The sequence below is a fragment of the Ktedonobacter robiniae genome, from assembly GCF_016587375.1.
GTDB classification, from domain to species: Bacteria; Chloroflexota; Ktedonobacteria; order Ktedonobacterales; family Ktedonobacteraceae; genus Ktedonobacter; species Ktedonobacter robiniae.
This window is the reverse complement of the sequence record NZ_BNJG01000001.1, coordinates 32,314-56,203: the sequence shown is the minus strand read 5'-3', so window position 1 is coordinate 56,203 and position 23,890 is coordinate 32,314. Positions and strand designations below refer to the sequence as shown.

Genomic DNA, 23,890 nt, shown 5'->3' with positions numbered 1-23,890 from the left:
CTGTTGGCCTTGCCGGGCCTCGTTGTCCTATAATAGAGGCATCTCTACGATGAAACTTGATAGCGATGCCCTTGAGAGGTTATAACGTGACAAAAGAAATATATAGTTTTGAACGATATCTCAATGTTCGCTCGTCCACAGGGGCCAGTTTTTCGCCTGATGGTCAGCATATTAGCTTCTTGACCAATATTACCGGAGTGGCGGAAGTCTGGAGCGTCTCTATCGACCAGCCCAATTTGCAGGAGCCAGCCTGGCCACAGCAGTTGACGTTCCGGGGGGAGCGCGTCTCTAGCGCCACCTTTGCGCCACATGCCGATACGCTGTTGGTAAGCGGGGATATCGGCGGCAATGAACGGGCACAGCTCTTCCTTTTGAGCGCCGATGGCAGCGAGTTTCGTGCGTTGACCGAGAAGCCCGAGGTCATGCATTCCTTCGGTGGCTGGTCGCCTGATGGAGAGCGTATCGTCTATAGCAGCAATGAGCGTGACGCTCGCTTCTTTGATGTTTATGAGATGCAGGTAAACACCGGAGAAAGCCGTTTGCTGCTGGAGCAGGACGGCTCAAACATGCCAGTGCGCTACTCTCCCGATGGCAAACACGTGCTGGTGAGACGGGTGGAGTCGCTATCACGCAATTCACTTATATTGATAGATGTTGATTCTGGCGAGGCACGAGACCTGACGCCGGACCTGGGCGAGGGGGCCGCCTTGCACGCCACTCCTTTCTGGTCAGCGGATCGCAAGGGCCTCTACTTGCTCTGTAATCGGGAGCGCGATTTTCTCTCCCTGGCCTACCTGGACCTGGCCACAACCGAGCTTCGTTATCTCAGCGATATTCCCTGGGATGTGGAGGCGCTGGCCGTCACCAGGGATGGCGCATCTCTGGCTATGGTGATCAATGAGGATGGTATCTCGCGTCTCGAACTCTTTGATGTTGCGCAAGGCTGGGAGCCGCGCCATGTCTTGCTGGCTCCAACGTTTCCTAAGAGCGTCGTGCTTGACCTCGCGTGGTCCCAGGATGGGGCGAAACTGGCGATTACTCTGAGTGGAGCGGATGAACCGACCGACATCTGGATCTGGGACATGGCTGGTGGACATATCCAGCGTGCTACCTTGAGTTCAACTGGAGGCATCCCTCGCGCTAGCTTTGTCGCTCCGGCAGTGGTGCGCTACCCCTCCTTTGATGAGCGCGATATTCCCGCGTTTCTCTATCAGCCTGCGGGCGCGCAGAAAAATCTGCCCGTGGTGATCAGTGTGCATGGTGGACCAGAGTCCCAGGAGCGCCCCTGGTTTAACCCTATCTACCAGTATCTCGTGGCGCGTGGCTACGCGGTTCTCGCCCCCAATGTCCGTGGCAGTACGGGCTATGGCTATACTTACCAGAGCCTCGACGATGTGCGCAAGCGGATGGATTCAGTGGCCGATCTCAAGGCCGCCGTTGAATGGCTGCGCGAAAGCGGCATCGCCGATCCTGAGCGGATCGCTGTCTATGGGGGTAGCTATGGAGGCTTCATGGTACTTGCGGCTGTGACGACCTATCCTGATCTCTGGGCGGCGGCCGTCGATATCGTGGGTATCGCGAACTTCGTAACCTTCCTGGAGAACACTGGTCCCTGGCGCCGCAAATGGCGCGAGGCCGAATATGGCAGCCTGGAGCAGGACCGGGCGTTTCTGGAGCAGATCTCGCCCATTCACGCGGTAGATAAGATTACGGCTCCGCTCTTCGTCGTGCATGGAGCCAACGATCCACGCGTCCCCCTTGGCGAAGCTGAGCAGGTGGTGAATGCCCTGCGCCAGCGCAATGTGCCTGTTGAGTACCTCGTCTTCGCGGATGAAGGACATGGCCTGATCAAGCGCGATAATCGCCTCAAGGCCTATCCCGCCATCGCCGATTTCCTCGACTCCCACGTAAAAGGCGCAGCTGGCAAATAAGCTCGGTTGCCTGATCTGGGTGTGGTCCGGCGCTGCTTAAGCATGCGCCTGGCCGGCCGTCTGTTTGTGGGTAACGTGTGTTCTCGAAGGAGAGAACATGGAGAGGCCCGCCGGAGCATACGTCAGGAGGGCGAGCCTTTCCATGTTCAAATTTGTGGCGAACGACTAGCCGCGTTCGCGTATCGTTAACGTGTTGGTGATTTGGTCGTCGCAGGCGCTACGGTTTTGGTCGCGGTCCCCGCGGGTGTCTGACCTGGCTGTGCCGTCGTGCTCTGCGCAGGGACAGACTGTACCTTATAGGTCAGTGGGGGCTGGCCATTCTGTTCTCCGAGTACGAAGAAGCTATAGACCTTGCCATCTTTTACATCAGCTTTAATGGGGAGTTTCTTATCAGTTTTGCTTGCCGTCGCATTCAGCGTATAACTTCCAGCGGGAACGGTTATATAATCGCTGGCCTGCTCATAGTGTAGATCGCTGACCACCTTTTTATTGTCAGAGGTCGTGACGTTGAGTGTGCCCAGGTCTGGCGAGAGATGATAGACGCGTACCTTGGCATCTTTGGTACTGCCGGTGTTATCATCTTTAAACCCCTTCACTGAGAAGTCGCCTTGCTTGCTACCAGTAGCCGCGATGGTATAGTAGCCATGCTGCTTGACATTGGCATTGGCCGTGATGACCGCTGCGTTCTCGCCTTTCCCCGCGGGAGCAACCTTAATTTCATGCTTGCCAGGAGTAAGCGTTTTATAGTCTGTCACCGTGCCAAACGAGAAGTCACTTAGTAGCTTCTTTCCATCTACGAATATATCGACGGGACCCGCCTTAGGCGAGGCATGCACGATGCGCACATGAGCGTCATTGTCGCGTGAAGCGGCCGAGGCCGAGCGGACGCCCAGTACGCAGGCACAGGCAAGCGCAAGCATCACCAGGGGGATTGTGGCCCGGTAAAGCAGGCTGCCAGTTGCCTGGTGCGATTGCATAGTCTGGTATCTCATGATAGGCAAACTCCTTGTGTTGGTGTACACATAGCTCCTCGAAGTGGTATGCCAGAGGAGATTAGAGGTCGCCTCTGTTCCCATATGCATACACAGAGGTTGACTATGTTGCCGGCAAGAGTGCTCTTCGATTGACCAACGTACAGGGTGTCAGCCTGCCAGGCTTGTGAGTTGTAAGGCTCACAAGTGTTTGTTTCCCTCCTCACCTTCTCACATGCGTTCCAGTATAGAGATGGAATAGCACGCAGAAGATAGTCAAATTCTTTAACCTTTCGACACAGAGATGACATTTCCCCGGTGTTGCCGGCAGGTTGTTTGCTTGTTCGTTAGCAGTATACAGACACAGCAAAATGGTGGCTGAGTTCCTTAGAGGGGAGGGTTGCGATGAAGAAGTGGGAGGAGCCTTTGAAGAGGGCCAGGTTTGTGGCAGGCTCCTCGTGGGTCGATGAATGGGAGGAGGGAATCTCCTATTGCCAGTATCCAGGGAGAGTATACATGTGCTTATCGATACGCGCAGTGCAGGTTGCAGCCCAACGCTGCTAAAGCACGCGTCTACATATCATCGTTATATGTAGACGCGTGCTTTAGCAGCGTTGGGCTACTGATTACCGTCTATGCTTGAGCGCATGCTATGCTAAGGAAATCTAACAGAAGTTTGCATCTGACATTGCGTATGCCTTTTGAAAATAAGGAACTTATGAGGAATGCTACTAGCAAATACACTTCTCTCTGATATGGCAGCCTTGCCGCTGCGTGGAACACTCTTAAACTTTGCTACGGTCATGCTGGGAGGCATCATTGGCCTGTTGATTGGAGATCGCCTCCCCGAGCGGATTAAGCAGGGCGTCATTATTGTGATTGGTATTATGACGATTGTGATCGGGATGAGTAGTGCCTTGAAGACGGAGAACGCCTTGATTCCGCTTCTGGCCCTGGTGATTGGTGTGGTAGTGGGGGAACTTCTCAATATTGATGGCGGCATTAACTGGTTGGGTGATTCGCTGAAGCGGCGGGTCGATAAGACAGGTCGCGAGCAACACTTTACCGCGGCTTTTGTAGTGGCGAGCCTGCAATTCTGTGTGGGACCCTTGACGGTTCTCGGCTCGATACAGGATGGCCTGACGGGCGACTTTCGCTTGCTGGCTATCAAAGCTATCCTGGATGGCTTTTCCGCGATTATTTTTGCCAGCAGCTTTGGACGAGGCGTGCTTTTTGCCGGGGCAACGGTGCTTATCGTGCAGGGAGGTATCTCACTGCTGGCGGGCCTGATCAAGCCTCTACTCATCTCGAATCCCGCCCTGGCGCTGGGAATGCAGCCACGCGTCATCGAGCTTTCCGCCGCAGGTGGGACAATTCTCATCGCCCTGGCGCTCAATATCCTCGGCATTCAGTCGCAGAGTCTGTGGGCGGAGCGGATCAAAGTCGCGAACATGCTTCCAGCTTTGCTGATCGCCCCCTTGCTGGTTGCCCTGCTCAATATCCTGCATATTCCCCTCGACTTCGGCCTGGGAGGTTAAGATATTTACTAGGAATGGGGTGTCGTAAAAAGGCCAGCGGCCTTTTTACGACACCCCATTCCTAGTAAAATTAGGCTCTCAAGATGTATCAAGAGATGTCTCTGCTAACGTGTATAGACTATACCATGCATGCGAGAGCCAAAATCTTCATAACTCAAATGTATGGCTTGCTGCGCCCTAAAGAGAGGTCAGCAATTCTGCTGAGTTCTCGGTGCTGATTTATAATGATACACATAGAGGTGTATTAATTAATTTTCATGCTTTTGAGAAGAAAGTACCGATCCTGCCGCTTTTCTCGCTGAAAGCAGTACACTGTTGTTGATTGTCCACAAATGCACACTTTTTTACTTCCAGATGCTTTTTTTACGGTCTATTTCCTGCTCTATGGCAGGATGGATGTGTGTTTCAACGGTTAATAGGTGTGTATGGCCCTCTAACTGGGCTGATGTGTGCTGTATGGACACGAAGGATCAATCATATAGATCCGGCTGTGTGGTCTTTCCGACGAGGTGCATGAATGGACGACAAGGCGGGTCGCCGTAACAAACTGTCTGAGAATACCAGGCAGTGGCAGAGAAGAACTGAACACTTTGGGCGCAGGCTCCGAAGGCTGCTTCTTGAAGAACGCAGTGTGCTATGTACAGGTGTATTGATCGTGTTGCTCCTGGGGCTTTTGTATATCGTGGCGAGTCAGCTCCAACCTCCGACACTCACGAATACCACGCCTGCCAACGAGACAGTGCTTTCTTATAGTGATTTTGTGAAGCAAGTGGAGGTGGGACATGTCTGGGCGGTGAATATTCGTGGCAATGAGATAAGTGCGCTCCTGAATCAACCACTTTTGGTGAGCACATCGCCAGCTACCCCGACTACGGCGAAGGTGACCGTAGAACAGAAGAGCCAGGATATACAGGCCTGGAATCGCTATATCAGCACTGGCAATTCGCCCGGGGGAAGATACTTGATACAGAGCGTGCGGTACATACACAAATGCCAGTAAATGGCGATGAGCAGTTGATGGCCTTGCTTTTGAGTAAGCAAGTGCAGGTGAGGACGATTCCCGTGGCACAAACGGCTGATTGGTTAGTGTATCTATGGCGATTTCTCCCCTTTCTCATTGGCGCGCTGATCATACTCGGTTACACGATGATGCGTAACCGGTCCAGCCTAGAGAAAACGATTGATGAGCGTATTACGCAGATGGGCAAGAACCGCGTGCGCCGCTTTGAGCGTGCGAAAGAGGTTCCTCGCTCAGGCCATGAGCCACGCGAGGCGCGCAAAGAGCAGATCCGTGGCCCGGTCAATGTCACTGGTGGAGAGGCAGTTGCGAAGGCGCGTGTGGCGCGCCTTACTGAAGTGAACCGTGTCACCTTCGCTGACGTTGCAGGTATTGACGAGGTGCGCAGTGAACTGGAGGAGATCGTCGAGTTCTTACGCCGCCCCGAGCGCTATAATCGCCTGGGTGCGCGTATTCCACGCGGCGCCTTGCTTGTTGGCCCTCCAGGAACCGGCAAAACCCTCTTGGCCCGGGCGGTGGCCGGGGAGGCCCAGGTTCCCTTCTTCTCTATGAGTGCCTCGGAGTTTGTGGAGATGTTTGTAGGTGTGGGCGCCAGCCGGGTACGCGACCTGTTTAATCAGGCACGGCAGGCGTCTCCCAGCGTCATCTTTATCGACGAGATAGACGCGGTGGGGCGCAAGCGCTCCATGCGCATGAGCGGCAACGATGAGCGCGATCAAACCCTGAACCAGTTGCTCGTAGAGCTGGATGGCTTTGATGCACGCCATGCTGTCGTAGTCCTGGCCGCAACGAACCGGGCCGATATTCTTGATAGTGCCTTGCTACGCCCAGGCCGCTTTGATCGGCGCATTATGGTCTCGCCACCCGACCGTGTGGGTCGCGAGGCGATTCTGCGTGTGCATACGCGCAACACCCCTCTGGACGCAGACGTGAGCCTTGAGCGGATCGCGCGCATCACTACGGGCATGACTGGCGCAGACCTGGCAAATCTGGTCAATGAGGCGGCCCTAAGTGCGGCTCGGCGTAATCTTCCCAGCGTTCCTTATCCCTGTTTTGAGGAGGCCCTGGCGCGTGTACAGCTTGGAGCACTCCGTCCTCTGGTGATGAATGAGCGCGAGCGCCGCATCATTGCCATTCACGAGGGCGGACATGCCCTGGTCGCGCACTACCTCCCTGAGGGCGATGTGGTGAACCGTGTGACCATTCTGCCGCGAGGCCAGAGCCTGGGTGTGACACACTTCATGAGCGAAGAGGACCGCTATAACTATAGTCGCGAGTACTTGATCGCGAAGATCGCCATTGGCCTGGGTGGACGAGTCGCCGAGGAGTTGACCTTTGGTGAGCAGCATGTGACCACGGGGGCCGAGAACGATTTTCAGGTAGTGACGGACCTGGCCCGAAAGATGGTTACGCGCTGGGGCATGAGCAAGCAACTGGGATTGGTCTTTGCCGACTATCAAGCCGGAGAAGGGGCATATGGGCTGAATATGCGTCGCCGTGCGGACCTGCACTCTCGCGACCTGGCCCTGAACGCTCACGGAGAGCCTGTGCTACAAGGAGGCGCCCTTCCGCCTGCACTGCCCATGGCCAACGTCGAGTCCTCGCCTGCCACAGCGAGTGTTGGACTGAGCTTGAATGCTCTTGTGGATGCAGAAGTACTGAATATTCTCGCGGAGGGGCGCGCGGTCGCCTCCCACATCCTGACTGAGCATCATGCGCAATTGCAACACCTGGCTGCTACCCTGATGGAGGAAGAAACCCTGGATCGTGCACAGTTTGAAGCCCTGATAGGGGCAAAACCACATGCTTAATGTTAGTGAGAAAAAGCAGCAGAACCGGGAAGCGGCGCTTCCCGGTTCTGCTGCTTTTTCTCGTCTTTAACTTACCATGTCTTCGGTAAACCAGACCCAGCCGCTGGGATCAACGTAGATGCCAATGCCTATGCGATGAAGCGTTGTACTGAAAAGGTGAATGCGGTGCCAGCCCGTAGGCGGCTCATTGACCATGCTCATGTGCACGGCGTAGACATTCGTCCAGGGTGGGCTTGATGGTCCCGCCTCGCCAATGTTCTCGCCACAGTCGCTATAACCTGCGAAACCTTCGTTAGCGATGCGTTGACACTGGTCCAGGCCATCGGGGCAGGTATGGCTGAAGCCACAATGGAACATATTCCAGCTATGTAGGCGTGCTCCCCTGCCAGCGTCGTATTCCACTGATAGGCGTAGAGTCCACGCGCTGCCCGGTCGCTGTTGATCTGATTAAAAAGCTGTTGTGTTAGCTGTTGTTCGAGCGCGGTTAGCCCTGGAGGAGAGCCATATGGAGCGGCGCCCGAGCCGGTAGCCGGAATATTGGTAGGTCCGCCTGCGGCCCCTGCTGGCTTCTGGGTAGGTGTAGGCGTGGGTGTCGTGGCTTGAGCTTGTAGGGGGGTATCAGGTGTTGGGGTGGCGTGTTTTTCTTCAATATTGTCACGCGCTATGGTATGAGGTGTATTCTTCCCTCTGACCTCTGGCGCCTGCGATCCACAGGCGGTCAGGAGAATGCTGCTCCACAAGAGGCAGCACGCCGTAGCACATAACACGAACCAGGACGTATTCTTACTCAAGATACTTACCTATCCCTCCTAAGAAGACACGCAATACGAAGATAATCTTGCCAGAGAATCTCTGACTTTATGAAATATTTTTGTTTGCTTGTTCGCGATATAGATGACCAGGATCAGCAATAATAAGACATACAGCGAAAGCGCAAATAAGAGGCGCGCCCGGTCCATAGACGTGGCCTCTTATAGGGTAACGTATTTGCGAGTATCAATGCATACATTTGCCGCTGGTATAGTACTTTTTGTCTGCTGGAAGGCGTGAAAAGCTATCCCTGGTCAGTATAGAGCATTGCGCGTTAAAAGCGGCAGGTGATGACGACTGCGCTCATATCGTCGGGCTTGGCACGAATGGTGGCGCTGCGACTCTCATGTGAGCGATTGAGGGAGTGGCGTACAAGTTCGCGTGCCGTGGTGTCGCGGGGTGTGCTGCGTAGAATATGCTCAATTTCTTCATCGGTGAGATTATCATGAACGCCGTCAGTGCAGAGCAGAACGCGATCCCCTGGTTGAATGCTGATTTCGTCGATATGAATAGTTGGTGGCAAGGGGCCGCCCAGAGCCTGGGTGATGCCTCCCCGCAGGCGGAAGTAGCTGAGTTCGGTATCTGAGAGCTGTCCAGCCGTCTGGGCCTGATCTATACGGAGCGCGTTCTCTTCATCAATGATGCGGTTTTCGACGAGTTTGGCCAGCAGACCATCATCCTTGGTGAGGCGCTGCATCGGCTCTTTCTCCCGTGCTAGATAGATACGGCTATCTCCTACATGGGCATAGTAGAGCGTGTAGTGGCCTGCCCTGGCCTGGCGAGAGATTACTGCCAGCGCGACCGTCGTGGCGAGATCGTCGGTGCCAGCGCGGCGTGCTCCTTCGGTGCGTACCTGGTCATCGGCATCATAGATGAGTTCTTCTAATAGCTCGCAGAAATTAGCCTGGGCTGAGGCTTCTGGAATGGTCAGAACCTTGCGTCCAGGTTGGAACTGGCGCAGGCGGCGTCGCCATTGTTGGAGAGCGGCATAGTGGGCTGTTTGGGAGGCAATCTCACCAGCGGCACTTCCTCCAACGCCATCGAAGACTGCGACCAGCCCAGTGCGCTCATCCACGAGTACGCTATCTTCATTCCGCGTTGGATGTCGTTCGCAGGCAATAGTACGAAGAGAAAAAGTAAAAGGTGGGAGTGCAGACCCAGAAAAATTTTTTATTGAAGGATTAGTATGAATTTTATTCTGCGGCATCTTCGTCGAATGCGGCCTTTCGAGCAATATATGCATAGTCTTGTCCGATGCTAGCGATACTTTCTAGTATATCTCACAGGACTATCAATAGGACTATCAATTATTACGTTATGCAAGAAGCGATCATGTATGCTGTACTAAACAGAGGCATGCTAGCCTCTCTACAGCGTTGCTATGTGAGCAGGAATGACAGCGCATTGTACAATTTACGACTGTTGGTTTACATATAGAAAACCTCTAAGATGCACTAAGAATAGGTCATGAGTGCAAGTATAGCAGAAAGAGGGCAGAAAAGAAAAGAGTTTCTGCGTATATCGTTAAACCTCATACTAAGTCACTTAAGCGTAGGAAGTTGCGAAACAATTGGCGTGAGTGTGCATGATAGGCTGGAAAGTAGGCGTCTGGATCGTGTTGGATCGCCGCGAGATGGTCGCGGATCTCAGTTGGGGTTTCAGGCTCCAGCGAGCGCATCCAGCTTGCCAGGATGGCTGGCGTGACCTCGATATGGTACTGAAGGCCATAGGCGTGCCGCCCATAACGAAAGGCTTGATGGGGCGCGCAGGTATTACTTGCCAGGAGTTTTCCTTTGCTGGGGAGATCGAACACATCCATATGCCAGTGAAAGACGCGTTCAAAATCAGGAAGGCCCTCAAAAAGTGGATCTTGCCTACCTGCCTTAGTCAGGGGAATATCAAAGAACCCGATCTCAGCCTGGGTGTGCTGGCGAACCTTTGCCCCCAGCGCCGAGGCCAGGAGTTGCCCACCCAGGCAAAGCCCCAGGTAAGGGATCTCGTGCGCTACAAGCTCCCGTAGCCAGGTCTTTTCCTCTATAAAGTAGGGGTAGCTCACCTCATCATAGGCTTGCTGTGCGCCTCCCAGGGCGACAACCGCGCTATAGTCATGCAGCGTGGGCAACTGCTTTGAGCGGGTCACGTCGCATACCTCAAACGCTATAGTGTGCTCCTGGAGCAATTCTCCCAGGAAACCAGGTGGGTCTTCACTGTCATGTTGTAAAAGCAGAACTGGTTTCATTCGTATATAGTCCTTCAGGTGGCCTTGCGCCACATTATTTTTTATATTGAATTTATTCGATGCTATGGGCCGCAGCCGGGCCTGACTCCTCGCGCCTGCGGCGCTCGCCTCGGTTGTTGGTGTAGTGGCATCCTGGCAACTACCAGCAAACAGAAAGAACGTGCTCATGGCGTTCCCTATGCTAATAAAGAGCTTCTATGATTCTATCACGTCTTTTTACAGATATGCCCGTAGGCATTAGTACTAATGGGGCGGAGTCTCGTCCGACGCATGCTTTAGCAGTGTCGGACGAGACTCCGCCCCGGTGAGTCGCGACTAGCGTGCCACGCTGGAGAAGAAGGACTCAGTGGCTGCCATGAGTTCGGGCTGGCCCGTCCAGGCCATCTCGACGCTCCAGGTCTCCCCAGGTGCCAGTTCGAGCGGCCAGGTGAGCACCATACAGCTTCCCTGGTGAGTGCGCTCAAATCCGGCCTCTGAGCCGGTAATCGTGTCCAGTGAGAAACGCCAGAGGGTTGCAGGTTTGCTGACTTCCAGCCGCAGGTCCTGTTGCAGCCAGGCATTGCCCATATGCAGCTCCTGGACCTCGTGCAGCTCTTCTGTGCCATCAAAAGGTACCCTGGCTGGCTCCCGTTGCTTGAGGTAATAATAGGCCTGCTCGTTTGCGCCACCACCCAGGAAGTTGAGGTTCCACTCACAGGCGAAGCGCGTCTGCAAGGTGACCTGGCCCTGATTGGTCAGTTCATAGCGAATACTGAGGCCTTCTTCCCCCGGTGGCAGCACGATCTTTTTACTGAGATGAAGCGGTAAGGGATTCAGGGCGCCAGCTCGCCGTACGCTTCCGGTGCGTGAGAGAGTGATCTCGGTGCCGGTGGCATCCTGCTTGACAGCGGCCTGGTATGGGCGCTCTACGAAGTCGCCATATTCTTCATAGCGGTTGTGCGCGAAGGAGTTCATGGGGAGTCCTGGTGGCAAGAAATGGTCAACCAGGCTGGCGCGTCGATAGCGATCAACGGTTAGATGGCGATCCAGGTCATGCTCTTTAGTGCGGACCGCGGTATGGGGTGAGGCTGGCTCCTGTACATTGCTCTTCTCATCACTGCTTTTCTTCTCGGCCTGCGCGCTCAGAGCCAACTGCTTGCGGCGCTCCTGTTCATGCTCGCGCAGGGTGCGGTGATAGCTCTCCTCACGGCGTGATATGACGCTGAGGACATTATGCGCGCTGCGGCGCATATCCCATTCAAAGAGTGTGCCGCCGCGCTGGGGATCGAAGTAGAGGTTCTGCTGATCGCTTTCGACGAGCAGTTCATCGCGTGTGTCAAAGTCAAAATCGGTGAACGTATACTGCTGCCAGGGTGCGGTACCGTGCAACACACGATCAGCCGCGTTCTCCGCTTTGATCAGGTGATGATAGATGGCTGAGCGCACATGCGTCATGTAGATGCCGCCAAAGAGGCCATGCCAGTAAGTATCGTTGGCCTGAGCCTTCCAGAGATGATGGAGTCCATGCTCGTCGGTTGCGCCCGCCTTATAGACCTTATGATGGATGTGCTGCATCTTTTTATGCTGGTTATTGATTTCGGGGTAGCGTACCAGAAAGTTGCGCCAGAAGCCACCGCGCATAAATTGCAAGGCCTCGTCCTGGCGTGTCTCTTCGTATTTATGCAGGAGCTTGCCAAAGCTATAGGCCTTGCGCGGAGGCAGCGCCCACTCGCTCATCTCAACATATGAAGCTGTGGGGAGATAGATGCGCCCCAGGGCTGGTTGCTTCTGAGCATACTCCCCCAGGGGGATGGTATGGAGCCAGGAACTATGCTCTTCTAGCGCACTAAAGAAGGTCTCGACCCAGCCTGGCTCTGTTTGGGTACCCCAGCAATAGCGATCAGTCTCCGGCCAGCTACCAAACTTCTCGCCATCATCGCCCATGACCAGGATACGGGTGCCATCAGGGGTGGCAAGCGAGCGGAGCGTGTCGATGGTCTCCGCGACGGGGCGCCAGGGGATGGTGTAGCGCAACATCTTATTGGTCGCGTAGACTTTGAGCATGTGACCCTGATCCTCGGTGGCATAGTAGCCGTAGAGGTCGCTATCTTCCTGCCCCACATACTTGAAGTGGACATCATCTACAACCGTCCATTGTATCCCGGCCTCGTGCAGATAACGTGGCAGTGCCGGCTCCCAGACGCGTTCGGCCAGCCACATGCCGCTGGGCGTTATGCCAAAGACCTGCTGCAACTTCTCGCTGAGATGCCGAATCTGCCCAACCTTATCCGCGTCGGGAATAGAGGGCAGGATTGGTTCATAGTAGCCGCCACCGACAATCTCCACCTGCCCGCGCTTTACTAACTCCGAGAGGCGTTGCAGAAACTCGGGGTGTGCCTCCAAGAGCCAATCGAGTAATGAGCCAGTGTAGTGTAGCGAGACGCGTACCCCCGGATGAAGTTCCAGGGCTTTGAGCATGGGTAGATAGGCCTCCTGGTACACCTTTTCAAACACCCAGGGGAAGTTTCCGACGGGTTGGTGATTATGCAGGAGAAGGCCGAAATAGATGTGATTGTTACTCCCTGTTGGCATTTGCTTTCACCTTGTTGGTCGTAGAAACACAATACTCGTGATCTGGAGGTCACGAGAAAAAGTGAATCTCCTTATTTCAACTATAGTTCCAAAAAAACATAGCGTTTTGTAACGAAAGAGGGCTTTCTATTGATCGCTTGCTTTCGCTACTTTCCGCTTGCTTTCTGGTTTCGTGAGGGGAACGACAATCCTCACCGGATGGACTACCAGAGATGCAAGCATCCCTTTACCATCCTCTACCCCCTTTGCCCAAAAGGCGTCAGGGGCTACTTTGCGTATGATGTTGCCAGCACCGTTCACGTCGGCATTGATCTTGCGACCATCGGATGCGTGGTAAAGTCCACGCATCACCCGCTTCCCACTAAACGTGTGCTTCTCATTTTTATTATACGGGTCACGCACTGGCAGCAGGTCCAGGTCGAGCAAACTGGCTTTTGTATAGGATTCCCCTTGTGATCAAGCACCATCAGGATTTGTTGGCTCACCTTTGCCGGGAGCGCTTTGTATGCCTCATGAGGCTGCATTCGCCGTTGCTTCTCATTGTAGTTGAGATACTTCCCTTTGTGGATAAGGGATTGGCGGATCTCGTACAAAGCTGTATTATATAGATTCTTTGATTTGAAGGCTGCTTCATCAATAATAGCATATCGTGGATCACGCCTGTCAATCATATGCTGCTCAATGAGGCGCATCTTTTTCGTCTCATATCTGTATCTTTTCTGGTACCGTTTATCCCCTTCATTGGTAGTGAACACCAAGCGAATATGTTGAGTATCTGGAAGGGCCGCATTATGGGAGAAAGAAACAGATTGTACGCCTGTGTGTGCTAATAACAGGCTCTTGGCCTGGGTTTGGCTCTTGCCTGCAATGTTAGCCTTGATGCGCTCCTGCTCAGCTTGGGAGAACTGATATACCCATGCGCTTGTCCCTGTCGCCTGTATGGTCGTTGTCCCTTGTGCTGTGGTGGTGATGTGAACCTCCCCGCTCGATGTGAACCCGGCTCCTAACTGCTGCTTTGCCTGGATTGTAAGTTCCTGGGTGAGTAGTGTTCGGATTTTATGCGAACAAATGTCCTATCTTCACCGATATATGTCAATGCATTACTTGTGTGAACTTGCCTCTCTCCTCCTCTCCAAGAAGGAACGCCGCAGGAGTCCCCACGCGTGAACGACAGGGGACTCCTGCGGCGGTTTGTTGAAAAATATGAGTCCATACGACACTCTCAAGCGCGAATGATCTTTTTCTTTCTCCATACCTGTACCACGCGACTACTCCCTCCAACAACTACAACATAGCTGACAAAAGCGAGCAGGCTGATACAGACACTACTTGGATATCCTGTGTAGAAGCCAATCGCTATGCCAACCCAGGTACATGCGACGGCGAGGATAGCGGCAAGACCAAGAGCTGCCAGAGGACGGCTGACTACCTGATATGCAATGGCCGCTGGCAAAAGCAGCAGCGCGAACACCAGTAATGCTCCCACAGACAGAGTCGCTTCACTGACTGTGATGGCCAGCAGCACCATAAAACCCAGGCCAAGTGCGCGCACCGGTACGCCATGAGCTGCTGCGACATCGGGGTCAAGAGATGCGAAGAGCAGGGGCCTCGCAAACAGTAAGAGAAGAACCATTACTCCTCCACTCACAAGGACAATCGTTCGCAGTTGATCTGTCGATACTCCCAGGATATTGCCAAAGAGCACGGTAACCCCTGAAAAGCCCGTTCCTGTCCCGCTCATATGCGCTGTAAACAGGCTCAGAAAGAAGACGCCTAATCCAAGCACCCAGGACAAGACCGTGCCAATGGCTACATCCCGCCCTCGCAATCGCTCACCAAATCCTCCCATCGCGAGGGCGACAACCACGGTTGTAATGATCAGGCTGAGGATAGGGTTGATGCCTAATGCCGCACCACCCAGCGCTCCAGTAAAAGCAACATCCGAAAGCGACTCTCCCGCGAACGCCTGGTGGCGCAGGACGACAAAATAGCCAACCAGCCCGGCAACGATACTCAAGAGCGTTCCAGCAAGGAGGGCCTGGCGCATAAAGTCGTAACTCAGCATTACCTGGAGATCCTGCCAGAGATTGAGGGTAAATGGGGGCAGTGCAGTTGCTATGGTAATTCTCATATGATTTCTTCTCTCTGTAGGCGAGCGTATTGGCGTAAAAGAGCCGTTTGGATGAAGCGTACGCCGCGTACCAGGACGTAGGTGCCAAAGGCAAAGGTGGTGATGAAAAAGCCGACTGGATAGGGCGTGGCATAGCCAATGGCGAGTCCGACCCAGGTAAAGAGCAGCGCCAGGATCATCGCAACAAGCACAGCCACAACAGGACGAGTCGTGACAGCATGCGCAATCGCTGCTGGCGTCACCAGAAGAGCAAAGATGAGCAAGACTCCAATGACCTGTACGGCGACGGCAACCTCCAGTGCCAGGAGCACAAGGAATCCAAGGGAGAGCGCACGAACAGGAACCCGGTGCGCCGCCGCCACATTGGGATCAAGAGAAGCAAAAAAGAGGGGACGCGCGATGCAGAACATAACAGCGAGCAGGAGCAGTGTTGAATAGGCAATGATGCCTACATCCGCGTCGCTAATACCGAGTACGTTCCCAAACAGAACCGTATAGACGCCGCCCGCGTACTCGGCTGTGGAGAGGTGAAGAAAGAGGAAGCCCAGCGCCAGTGAGGCAGTGAAAACGGCCCCAACCGCAATGTCGCTCTGGCGATGCTGTCGAGCCGTACTACTCAGCGTCTGGATACCCACCGCCGCAAGCAGGCCCGCGAGAAAGAGTCCAATGACGGGTGCAATCCCTAAGAGAGCGGCCCCCGTCGCTCCAGCAAAGCCGACGTTCGCCAGGCTATGACCCGCGAAGCTCTGGTCGCGCAACACCATAAAATAGCCCATCACGCCTGCCGCTATGGCGACAAGCGTACCCGCGAGGTACGCGTTTTGCATGAAGTGATAGTGCAGGAGAAGCTGGAGATCCGCGATGAGGTCCCAGGAGAAGGGGTTTGCATCAGCGAAGACGATGTGCATGATAGCTCGCCTCCTCTTCGGGTTGCCCAACCACGACAATACGCCCATCGCTGGCGTGCAGGACCTCAATGGGCGTATTGTAGAGGCGCGAAAGCGTCTCTGTCGTGATCACCTCTTCTGGTCTCCCGACGGCAATCTGGCCGTGTGCGACATACACCACGCGATCAACAGCCGACAGAATGGGGTTGACATCATGCGCCACCAGCAGCACCGCTGCCTCCGTTTCCCGGCTAACCTGCCGGATCACTCCCGCAACACCTTGCTGATTACGCAGGTCCAAACTGTCGAGAGGTTCATCCAGGGCCAGGATACGAGGACGCTTGACCAGGGCTTGAGCGATTAGCAGGCGTTGTTGCTCTCCGCCAGATAACTCACCAATGGGCCGATCCGCGTACGTGCTCGCACCAACACGATCAATGGCCTCCTGCACGCAGGCCTCAGTTTCACGTGTCTTACGGCGCTGAAGCAGAGGCAGGGGTAATCCCCAGTGAGCTCCATCCAGCCCAAGACGTACAATACTCCGTCCTCGTACACGCACATCGGCCTCAAAATGACGCCGTTGGGGAACATAGCCGATGGCGACATGGCCCCGCTGGGCGGGATGCCCAAGGACGATAATATTTCCTGCCGCAAGGGGAAGCAGCCCGAGCATGGCTTTGAGCAGTGTCGACTTGCCCGCGCCATTAGGTCCCAGGATCGCCAGAAATTCGCCTGGCTGGACGCTCAGGTTTACCTGCTGCCAGATCATACGCCCACCAAGGACGACCGCCGCATCTTCCACCTGGATAATAGGGGTAAGTGAGACAGGAGTGGGAACAGGTGACGGAGAAGAGGATGTATTAACCATTGTGTTATGTACCTCCATTGGCGCGGCAAGTTTTGGCTTGCCGCGCCAATGCGCTATTTGCCCGTCGCTTGCGCGAGGGTGGTTTCGATGCCCTGGAGTTGCGCTGATTGCCATGCTTCAAATGAAGCAGTCGCCGGAGTCAGCGTCTCCGTGATGGTAGCAACAGGAATGTTATTGGCCTTCGCCAGGTTGATCAAGGCCTGGACATTATTGGGCGTATTCTGCGAATTGTAAATCAAGACTTTGATCTGTTTCTGTTTGATCTGCTGCTCAACGGTCGCTTCATCGCCGGCAGAAATATCTTCCCCCTCAGAAACAGCCTTGAGATACGAATACGGCGTGACCAACTTCAGTCCCAGAGCGGGCGCGAGATAGGAGAATATGCTCTCCGTCGCCCCGACCGGCGTGTCGCCATACTTCGCTTTAATATCCGCGATCAGCGTATGATACTGCTTCAGCCCGTCTGTAAGAAAAGCCTGGTCCGATTGATCAAAGGCGGCAGTATCTCCCGGATCGAGAGTCTTCAGGTCATCACGAATCTTATTGGCCACGGCAGTCACGTAATCGGGGTTATACCACATGTGGGGATTATCGCCTTCGTGTTTGCCATTAAAGTCGCCCACATTCAATTCTTTGCGCCCACTTGCTGGATTGGCCTTCAAGAGCTTGTCCATCCAGGGATCATAGCCTGCGCCATTGAAGATGACATACTGCGCGTCAGCGACCACTCTCGCATTAGCCGTGGTTGGTTCATAGTCATGGGGATCGGCATTGGGATCGACGATCAGGCTGGTGACATGGACATGGCTCCCACCTACCTGGGAGGCGATACTGCCCCAGAAGTTTTCGGCGGCCACCACTTCAATCGTCTTCCCAGAATTGCTATTTGCAGCAGACGACCCCTGAGCGTTACTTCCACCACAGGCCGCAAGGACCAGTAGGAAGAACATACTGATGAGTGCAGACGGAAACGCTGCACGACGCGAGGGAGACATAGAATTCCTCCTTGAACGAAACAGAAATATGCACCATGGACAACAGGTAATCAGAAATACCTGTCTGGCTTATAAAAGCGCTTCTGTTCCCTGTCTGAGAAACGTATCTTCGACGAAGGTTTCCAGAAGCCACACGGTGTTTTTTAGCTATTGATACAAGATATCAATATGCCTCTACGGTACCATTTATTGAGATGAAGTGTCAATAGCTAATGAGACGAAATCTCAAGAATTCTGAAATTTTAGACCCAAATGCAAGCGGTATGCACGGCACTCGTTGCCAGGGGAAGAAAGCAACGCTACTCCTGGCGCCTATACCTATCTGTGTATATGCTCATGTAAGACTATATTAATTTTCAATAGAAAACTTCGTAACTCGTCGAAGTGCGTTCGACATGTTGGGCATGCAAATTCGTAGACAGGCATATATTACAACTCCCCTGATGCTGCTTATTAGTGCTATAAAACCAAGCACCCCCAGAACTGTATATTCTCTACATTGAAGTTTAGCAACCTTCTACGTGTGCTCCATAAGCAGCGTGGCACGCATCGCGACGGATTTCTTGCTTGAAATCCGCGCCCTTCCCAGGTATACTCTACCTCAGGATGGATACCTCTCTCCTGTTTAACGTACGAAGGAACGGACGACAAGCTCTCTACTTGTCCATATGACAGGAGTACAAGGACGTGCTTGAAAAGACTTTTTTGCGTAAACAGTTTCCTCTTCGCCGCCTGGCGACCTCCTTGCTGTTGACCATGTTATTGTCCCTCACATTCTCCGTTGGTGCTGCCTCTGCCCATGCGCAGGTAACCCTGGTTGGACCCAAACAGCATTATCTTGCTGTGGGTGATTCACTTGCCTTTGGTTTCCAGCCCGACCTGGATTTTAGTCATGGCTATGCGGACTATCTCTACTCTAACTTGAAGGGGCATGGGACAACGTCACTGGCGAACTTTGCCTGCCCCGGGGAGACGAGTACGACGATGATCAAGGGGGGATGCCCCTATTCCTACCTGCGCAAGTATCCCTATGTTGGCGATCAACTTGACGCGGCCCTGCTCTACCTGTACCTCAATCCTGGCAAGGTCAGTCCGGTGACGCTGGATATTGGCGCCAACGATATCAAAGGCAGCCTCAATACCTCGACCTGTGCCACGGATGTTGCCAGTTTTAATGCCGAACTCGCCCAACTGGATGCCAACCTGACACAGGTGATTCTGCCCAAGATCCGCGCTGCCCTGACGGTCAATGGGGTCGTGACCGGGGATATTGTGCTGATGAACTACTACGATCCCTATCAAAACATCTGCCCGAACTCTGTGCCCTATACCCAGCTCGTCAACCAGCATCTGGCACAGGATGTGGCGGGCTATGGGCTAATAGCGGATGTCTTTTCGCGCTTTGGGGGTACTACCACACCCAATCCCAACATCTGTACCTATACCTGGATGTGTAGTGTATTCAAGGATATCCATTCAAAGGATGCGGGTTACCAGGTCATCGCGCAAACTTTTGAGGATACTCTGGGCTATTAGCCCCGCTTGAACACCCTGTAGGCCTTATCTTAGTCAAGAGCGCGAATGCCATCTCACCGCAAAAGAGAGGTCCCATCTCACTGGCGTTCGCGCTCTCCCTGTGTCTTGTGTGCATATTTTGCTGCGCGCGAACCCTGGGCGAGGGACACAAAACTTGCTATACTGGTGACGCATTGATTTGTGTGATGCGCGATGAGTAAGGCAGGAAGCAATGTCAAGCATAAAGGTGTTACTGGTTGATGATCATGGACCGCTGCGCAAGGCGCTGCGTGAGGGATTAGAGGCGACTGGCAGCGTCCAGGTGGTTGAGGAGGCCGCGACTGGTCGTGAGGCGGTCGCGAAGGCACTTGAGCTCGACATGGATGTGATCTTGATGGATGTGCAGTTGCAGGACCCCCAGGTGGGGCGAAACGCTATGAGTGGTGTCGCCGCCGCCGTGGCCATACGCCGTGAACGACCCCGTATGCCAGTGGTCTTCTACTCCATTCAGGATGACGATGAATACTATCGTGAGTTTCGTGCCGCGGGCATCTTGACGCACTATGCCTATGTCCGCAAGAGTAATTACCTGCTTCCCAGCATGCTGGTGCCACTTTTGAAGGATGCCGTCAATGGACGGAGCCTGGTGGACCCGGAGATCGAAGACCGCGTGCAGGAGGTGCGTGACCTGGATGAGCAGTCGCCACTCGCCCTGTTGGAGCCGAACGAACTCCGCGTTGCTGAACTGATGGCCCAGGGCATGACCAACGAGCAGATTGCCGCTCGCCTCAATCTGCATGATAAGCGCGCGGTCAGCCGGACCAATGGGCGTATCTATGCCGCCTGGGGGCTGAGCGAGAATGCCGTCGATGATAAGGTAGCTCGCGCTCGGGCGACCCTGATCTACCTCCAGAACCGGCTCATCATGTGGGATGAGCAGGGCACTCCCCTCGTGCAGGATCGACGTGGCGAGTGGGTTCCACTTTTCAAGTAGCTGTATAGCCATGACCACGAACGGTTTTTTTGACATTATGCAACTGACACATGTATTTTCTCTGGCGCTCTCCATCTTTAACCTGATGGCTTTCTTATGGCTGGCCTGCACGGTCTGGCTCAATGGCGACCGGCGGAGTATGATCGCGCGCGTGGGTGTGGTCGGGCTGATCCTTTCGGCGCTCTTCTTCTTTATCCATGCCCTGCTGATCTCGGGTCCCTACGCCCAATCGGCCTCGCTGGTCACTGCCGATACCCTCTGGCGCCTGATCTGGCTACCTGCGCTGGGCGTTCCCTACATCTGGTTTATGATCGGGCTGCACTATGCCTCGCTAATCAATGTGAAATGGGAGCGGCGCCGCCCTCTGTTGCTGCTCTGCAGCGCGCTGCTGGGTGGCAGTGTCCTGCTCTTGCTTGTACTCAACCAGGCGACCTTTACCTTCGCCAGGTCGATCCGCCTCTTTGCCTATGACGATATTCCCCAGGACACCAGTACGGGCTATTTCTCGCCCCTGGTCCTGCTGCCCATCATGTTTCTGGTCTATGTGACGTTCTGCGCCATTGGACCCTGGTTTACGCCAGGCAGGGTGGCACGCCTGCTCAAAGTGCTGCTCTTCTTCCTTATTGGAAAGCGCACGCGCCTACGCAAAGTTTCACTGGGAAACAATATTGTCGATGCGTTCTGGGAGGATAAGATGGAGGCGGAACAACTGGAGGAGCCTGTGCTCTCGTGGCACCAGGCCCGTCCAGGTTTGCTCCTGGCCGCGCTGCTGATGGTGGCCTTAACGACGAGTCTGGGGGGTCTGGGTGTCTGGTCCATGGTCAACTGGCTCAGGCATGGAAAAATACAGCCCGCCTCTTTACCTGTCAGCGGGCACCAGGCCGAGATGTTGCCCCTCAATCTGATGATCATTGATATTCTGGCCGTTGGCTGTGTGGCCTGTATTCTACTCCTGATTGGCTATTCTGTTGTGCGGCATGGGATCTTGATCGAACGCCCGCTGGCGCGCCGTGGCTTTTTTGAGCAGTGGCGTGGTATCGTGATCGTTTCCTGTGTGGTGGCTGTGGGTATTGCGTGCTTTGTGGCCATTACGCGCAGTAATGTGAGCGGTCTCTTGATTCTGACTTCGCTTGCGACCGGTACTTATGCCCTCTTCACCTGGAGCAACTATACCGCCCACGACCGCTATATCAGCATGCTCCGTCCCTTCCTGCGCAGCACAACGCTTAGTCACTGGCTTAAAACGGACCTGCGCAAGACCGAGCAGAATATGGAGGATCTCTTCTTCCATCTCTGTAAAGATGTTCTGGCTGTAGAGTGCGCGCGCCTGGATGTGCTGGCGGGGCCTATTAAGCGTCGCTTTAGCTATCGCTGGCACGAGGAAGAGGAGAGCGAGACGCAGGAAAAACCCTTGCTTGAACGCCAACAGACCACGCCACAACGAGCAGTAAGTGTATCGAACGAGAGGCGTACCAGTCGCCTGCGCAAACTCTATAGAGTGCAAGCCTATCGCATTCAACTGCGCTTGCAGGGGCGCGAGGCCCTCTGCTGGGTCGTACCAATCTATGATGACCTGGGCCTGGTGGCGAAGCTCTACCTGGGGCCGCGCGAAGACGGTGCGGGCTTTACCGATGAAGATATGGATCTTGCCCATGCCTGTGGGCAGCGTATTCTCGATACCCTGCGTGACCATGAGGCCATGCTGGCCGTGGCGGGCCTCCTGCGGCGGCGCACGGTCGATGTGAAACTTCTGGGCGCACAGCAGCGGCGTGTGTTGCATGATGAGATTCTGCCCCAGATGCACCTGGCCCTGCTCAAACTGGAGACCATGCGCCCCTTCATTATGGGACGCCAGGAGGTGATCAACTCTCACCAGGCCGAGCAGTCCTTCAACGATGCCGTAACGATCATTAGCGACGCCCATCGTCAGCTAGCGGCGATGATGCGTGCCACCGTCACCAGCGCTCCTCACCGCCTGGAGCGGGATGGCATGATGCAGGCCATTCATACGCTGATTACGCAGGATTTTCGCCAGTCCTTTGACGAGGTGGAGTGGCAGGTCCCCCAAGAGACGGCGCGTACCATTGATGACATGGTTCCTCCCGCGATTGCTGAGCTTATTTTCGCCGCCGTCCAGGAAGCCTTGCGCAATGCCGCTCGCCATGCGCGTGGTGCCGACGTCCACCGTAAGCTTAAGTTGACTCTCAGCGCCTCTTGCGACCCTGATCTAGAAGTGATTGTGGCCGACGATGGAGTGGGCATCCTCTCCGCCAGCAACACAACAACGGGAACCGGGGGCGGTCTCCTGACGCACAGCGCCTTACTGGCGATTGTTGGTGGGAGCCTGACCATACAGAGTGAGCCATCTCACGGCGTCGCGGTACGTCTCGTCCTCCCCGCCAGCACATTTGCGCCTGGTAGGCTCTCTATCATGTAGCTGAGTACGCTCACGTTTCTCCTGGTTGCCAGACTCAGGAATAATTCCAGTGCCTGGCTCTCTTCCCTTGTTGTCCCTTTTCTCGCTATACTGAATATGAGGAGCCATGTGACAGGCAAACTGGCCTTCACGCCAGGATTCGCGCCCAGGACGTACCTGAAAACGCCTCTATGCGCGTCTTACAATTGATGAGAGCGTTAACATGGCACGAGGAGAGGACATATGATACTGGTTACTGGAGCCACGGGATTCATTGGCAGTCACCTTGTCACGAGCCTGGCAGCGCAAGGAGAGCAGGTTCGTTGCCTGGTGCGTGATCGCAAAAAAGCGGAGAAGAGCCTGCCTGGCGCGAATGTGGAACTGGTTGAAGGCTCGACCATACACCCCGAGACCCTCAAGGCGGCGTTGCAGGGCATCGATACAGTTGTGCACGCGGCCTTTATGACCGCTGATCGCAAAGAGTCAGCGGAGAACCACTACAACGAGACAAATGTTACGGGGACGCGTAACCTGGTCAAGGCTGCTCAGGAGGCGGGCGTCAAACGCATCATCGAGATTGGTGGCCTGGGGACGAAGCCAGATAAGCCTGGCAGCTATATGCAGGGGCGTTACCTGGCCGAGCAGGAGGTGAAAGAGAGCACACTGGATTGGACGATTATTCAGCCATCGGTCCTCTTCGGCAAGGGAGCGCCTTTCATCAAAGGACTCTCAGATCTGATCGCCAGCGCCCCCGTGGTACCGCTCATTGGCGGTGGCAAGACCATGTTTCAGCCCATCCTGGTCGATGACGTTGTGCGCGTCATCGAGTATGTCCTCAAAGAGCCAGAGCAGACAAAGGGCAAGACCTATACCATCGGTGGCCCTGAGTACTACTCGTTTCGCGAGGTGTTTGATCTCCTGCTCAAGACCATGGGAAAGTCACGTCCCAAGGTTTACGCGCCCATGCCCCTGGTCGGTATTGGCGCGGCGGTAATGGAGGCCGTCTTGCCCAAGCCACCCCTGACGCGTGCGGCCATGGCACTTTTCTCTTTCGACAATACCACGGCAATCAATAGCGTCGAGCGCGACTTTGGCTTTACCCCCGTCTCCTTTCGCAACTACCTGGAGACGCACGGAATTTAAGCGGCTGTGTTGTAAAATAGCGCGTGTTCACATCCGCTGATGTGTTATAATG

General features: G+C 54.7%; 19 protein-coding genes. 9 read left to right on the top strand and 10 right to left on the bottom strand.

Annotated elements, in window-relative coordinates:
• The first annotated feature begins 86 nt into the window (after positions 1 to 86).
• Positions 87 to 1,931 (top strand): S9 family peptidase, encoded by a 1,845-nt coding sequence (locus JMJ04_RS00250; RefSeq protein WP_201368572.1) that lies wholly within the window; start codon positions 87 to 89, stop codon positions 1,929 to 1,931.
• A gap of 185 nt (positions 1,932 to 2,116) precedes the next feature.
• Here the strand turns inward: JMJ04_RS00250 and JMJ04_RS00245 are convergent, their stop codons facing one another.
• On the bottom strand, positions 2,117 to 2,923 hold the full coding sequence (locus JMJ04_RS00245; protein ID WP_201368571.1) for a DUF4397 domain-containing protein: 807 nt from the start codon (positions 2,921 to 2,923) through the stop codon (positions 2,117 to 2,119).
• 704 nt (positions 2,924 to 3,627) lie between these two features.
• Between JMJ04_RS00245 and JMJ04_RS00240 the strand changes: the two genes are divergently transcribed.
• The 3 genes from JMJ04_RS00240 to ftsH all read left to right on the top strand — a co-directional run bounded on the left by JMJ04_RS00240 (position 3,628) and on the right by ftsH (position 7,269).
• Positions 3,628 to 4,440 (top strand): DUF554 domain-containing protein, encoded by an 813-nt coding sequence (locus JMJ04_RS00240; RefSeq protein WP_201368570.1) that lies wholly within the window; start codon positions 3,628 to 3,630, stop codon positions 4,438 to 4,440.
• A 517-nt stretch (positions 4,441 to 4,957) separates the two neighbouring features.
• Positions 4,958 to 5,440: an ATP-dependent metallopeptidase FtsH/Yme1/Tma family protein gene (locus JMJ04_RS00235; protein WP_201368569.1), complete on the top strand. Its 483-nt coding sequence runs from the start codon at positions 4,958 to 4,960 to the stop codon at positions 5,438 to 5,440.
• Positions 5,431 to 7,269, top strand: a complete 1,839-nt coding sequence (gene ftsH / locus JMJ04_RS46315) for an ATP-dependent zinc metalloprotease FtsH (RefSeq protein WP_201368568.1) — start codon at positions 5,431 to 5,433, stop codon at positions 7,267 to 7,269. Before JMJ04_RS00235 ends, ftsH begins: the two co-directional genes overlap by 10 nt.
• A gap of 66 nt (positions 7,270 to 7,335) precedes the next feature.
• On the opposite strand, the gene JMJ04_RS00225 is transcribed toward ftsH, so the two are convergent.
• From JMJ04_RS00225 to JMJ04_RS00205, 5 genes are all read right to left on the bottom strand, one after another.
• A complete protein-coding gene (locus JMJ04_RS00225; protein WP_201368567.1) occupies positions 7,336 to 7,476 on the bottom strand; it encodes a spore germination YkwD domain-containing protein in 141 nt (46 codons plus the stop codon).
• A complete protein-coding gene (locus tag JMJ04_RS00220) occupies positions 7,467 to 8,060 on the bottom strand; it encodes a spore germination YkwD domain-containing protein (protein ID WP_201368566.1) in 594 nt (197 codons plus the stop codon). Before JMJ04_RS00220 ends, JMJ04_RS00225 begins: the two co-directional genes overlap by 10 nt.
• 293 nt (positions 8,061 to 8,353) lie before the next feature.
• Complete coding sequence (locus JMJ04_RS00215) at positions 8,354 to 9,286, bottom strand: PP2C family protein-serine/threonine phosphatase (protein WP_268887317.1); 933 nt, start codon at positions 9,284 to 9,286, stop codon at positions 8,354 to 8,356.
• A gap of 324 nt (positions 9,287 to 9,610) precedes the next feature.
• The gene (locus JMJ04_RS00210; protein WP_201368564.1) at positions 9,611 to 10,486 is read right to left on the bottom strand and encodes a type 1 glutamine amidotransferase; all 876 of its coding nucleotides are present in this window, start codon (positions 10,484 to 10,486) and stop codon (positions 9,611 to 9,613) included.
• A gap of 147 nt (positions 10,487 to 10,633) precedes the next feature.
• Complete coding sequence (locus JMJ04_RS00205) at positions 10,634 to 12,889, bottom strand: alpha-amylase/4-alpha-glucanotransferase domain-containing protein (protein WP_201368563.1); 2,256 nt, start codon at positions 12,887 to 12,889, stop codon at positions 10,634 to 10,636.
• A gap of 129 nt (positions 12,890 to 13,018) precedes the next feature.
• Here JMJ04_RS00205 and JMJ04_RS00200 point away from each other — a divergent pair, with 129 nt between their 5' ends.
• The gene (locus JMJ04_RS00200; protein WP_201368562.1) at positions 13,019 to 13,345 is read left to right on the top strand and encodes a hypothetical protein; all 327 of its coding nucleotides are present in this window, start codon (positions 13,019 to 13,021) and stop codon (positions 13,343 to 13,345) included.
• A 766-nt stretch (positions 13,346 to 14,111) separates the two neighbouring features.
• Here JMJ04_RS00200 and JMJ04_RS00195 read toward each other — a convergent pair.
• From JMJ04_RS00195 to JMJ04_RS00180, 4 genes are read right to left on the bottom strand one after another with little or no spacing between them, the layout of a single operon-like run.
• A complete protein-coding gene (locus tag JMJ04_RS00195) occupies positions 14,112 to 15,020 on the bottom strand; it encodes a metal ABC transporter permease (RefSeq protein WP_201368561.1) in 909 nt (302 codons plus the stop codon).
• Entirely contained in the window at positions 15,017 to 15,928 is a 912-nt protein-coding gene (locus tag JMJ04_RS00190) for a metal ABC transporter permease (RefSeq protein ID WP_201368560.1), read from the bottom strand. The genes JMJ04_RS00195 and JMJ04_RS00190 overlap by 4 nt, the downstream gene beginning before the upstream one ends.
• On the bottom strand, positions 15,909 to 16,775 hold the full coding sequence (locus JMJ04_RS00185; protein WP_201368559.1) for a metal ABC transporter ATP-binding protein: 867 nt from the start codon (positions 16,773 to 16,775) through the stop codon (positions 15,909 to 15,911). Before JMJ04_RS00185 ends, JMJ04_RS00190 begins: the two co-directional genes overlap by 20 nt.
• A 53-nt stretch (positions 16,776 to 16,828) precedes the next feature.
• Entirely contained in the window at positions 16,829 to 17,770 is a 942-nt protein-coding gene (locus JMJ04_RS00180; RefSeq protein ID WP_201368558.1) for a metal ABC transporter solute-binding protein, Zn/Mn family, read from the bottom strand.
• A 687-nt stretch (positions 17,771 to 18,457) separates the two neighbouring features.
• Here JMJ04_RS00180 and JMJ04_RS00175 point away from each other — a divergent pair.
• The 4 genes from JMJ04_RS00175 (at position 18,458) to JMJ04_RS00160 (ending at position 23,838) form a co-directional block, all read left to right on the top strand.
• Positions 18,458 to 19,306 (top strand): SGNH/GDSL hydrolase family protein, encoded by an 849-nt coding sequence (locus JMJ04_RS00175; RefSeq protein ID WP_201368557.1) that lies wholly within the window; start codon positions 18,458 to 18,460, stop codon positions 19,304 to 19,306.
• Between the two features lie 211 nt (positions 19,307 to 19,517).
• Positions 19,518 to 20,279 carry a response regulator transcription factor gene (locus tag JMJ04_RS00170; RefSeq protein ID WP_007909040.1) on the top strand — a complete coding sequence of 254 codons (762 nt, stop codon included), beginning with the start codon at positions 19,518 to 19,520 and terminating at the stop codon, positions 20,277 to 20,279.
• A gap of 10 nt (positions 20,280 to 20,289) precedes the next feature.
• Positions 20,290 to 22,716 (top strand): sensor histidine kinase, encoded by a 2,427-nt coding sequence (locus JMJ04_RS00165; protein ID WP_201368556.1) that lies wholly within the window; start codon positions 20,290 to 20,292, stop codon positions 22,714 to 22,716.
• Between the two features lie 222 nt (positions 22,717 to 22,938).
• Positions 22,939 to 23,838, top strand: coding sequence for a complex I NDUFA9 subunit family protein (locus tag JMJ04_RS00160; protein WP_201368555.1), 900 nt, complete (start codon positions 22,939 to 22,941; stop codon positions 23,836 to 23,838).
• The last annotated feature ends 52 nt before the right edge of the window (positions 23,839 to 23,890 follow it).

Excerpts from the sequence above, each read along its gene's own strand:
- JMJ04_RS00245 (WP_201368571.1), bottom strand. The coding sequence starts at position 2,923 with ATGAGATACCAGACTATGCAATCGCACCAGGCAACTGGCAGCCTGCTT.
- JMJ04_RS00240 (WP_201368570.1), top strand. The coding sequence starts at position 3,628 with ATGCTACTAGCAAATACACTTCTCTCTGATATGGCAGCCTTGCCGCTG.
- JMJ04_RS00235 (WP_201368569.1), top strand. The coding sequence starts at position 4,958 with ATGGACGACAAGGCGGGTCGCCGTAACAAACTGTCTGAGAATACCAGG.
- ftsH (WP_201368568.1), top strand. The coding sequence starts at position 5,431 with ATGCCAGTAAATGGCGATGAGCAGTTGATGGCCTTGCTTTTGAGTAAG.
- JMJ04_RS00215 (WP_268887317.1), bottom strand. The coding sequence starts at position 9,286 with ATGCCGCAGAATAAAATTCATACTAATCCTTCAATAAAAAATTTTTCT.
- JMJ04_RS00210 (WP_201368564.1), bottom strand. The coding sequence starts at position 10,486 with ATGAGCACGTTCTTTCTGTTTGCTGGTAGTTGCCAGGATGCCACTACA.
- JMJ04_RS00205 (WP_201368563.1), bottom strand. The coding sequence starts at position 12,889 with ATGCCAACAGGGAGTAACAATCACATCTATTTCGGCCTTCTCCTGCAT.
- JMJ04_RS00195 (WP_201368561.1), bottom strand. The coding sequence starts at position 15,020 with ATGAGAATTACCATAGCAACTGCACTGCCCCCATTTACCCTCAATCTC.
- JMJ04_RS00190 (WP_201368560.1), bottom strand. The coding sequence starts at position 15,928 with ATGCACATCGTCTTCGCTGATGCAAACCCCTTCTCCTGGGACCTCATC.
- JMJ04_RS00185 (WP_201368559.1), bottom strand. The coding sequence starts at position 16,775 with ATGGTTAATACATCCTCTTCTCCGTCACCTGTTCCCACTCCTGTCTCA.
- JMJ04_RS00180 (WP_201368558.1), bottom strand. The coding sequence starts at position 17,770 with ATGTCTCCCTCGCGTCGTGCAGCGTTTCCGTCTGCACTCATCAGTATG.
- JMJ04_RS00170 (WP_007909040.1), top strand. The coding sequence starts at position 19,518 with ATGTCAAGCATAAAGGTGTTACTGGTTGATGATCATGGACCGCTGCGC.
- JMJ04_RS00165 (WP_201368556.1), top strand. The coding sequence starts at position 20,290 with ATGACCACGAACGGTTTTTTTGACATTATGCAACTGACACATGTATTT.
- JMJ04_RS00160 (WP_201368555.1), top strand. The coding sequence starts at position 22,939 with ATGATACTGGTTACTGGAGCCACGGGATTCATTGGCAGTCACCTTGTC.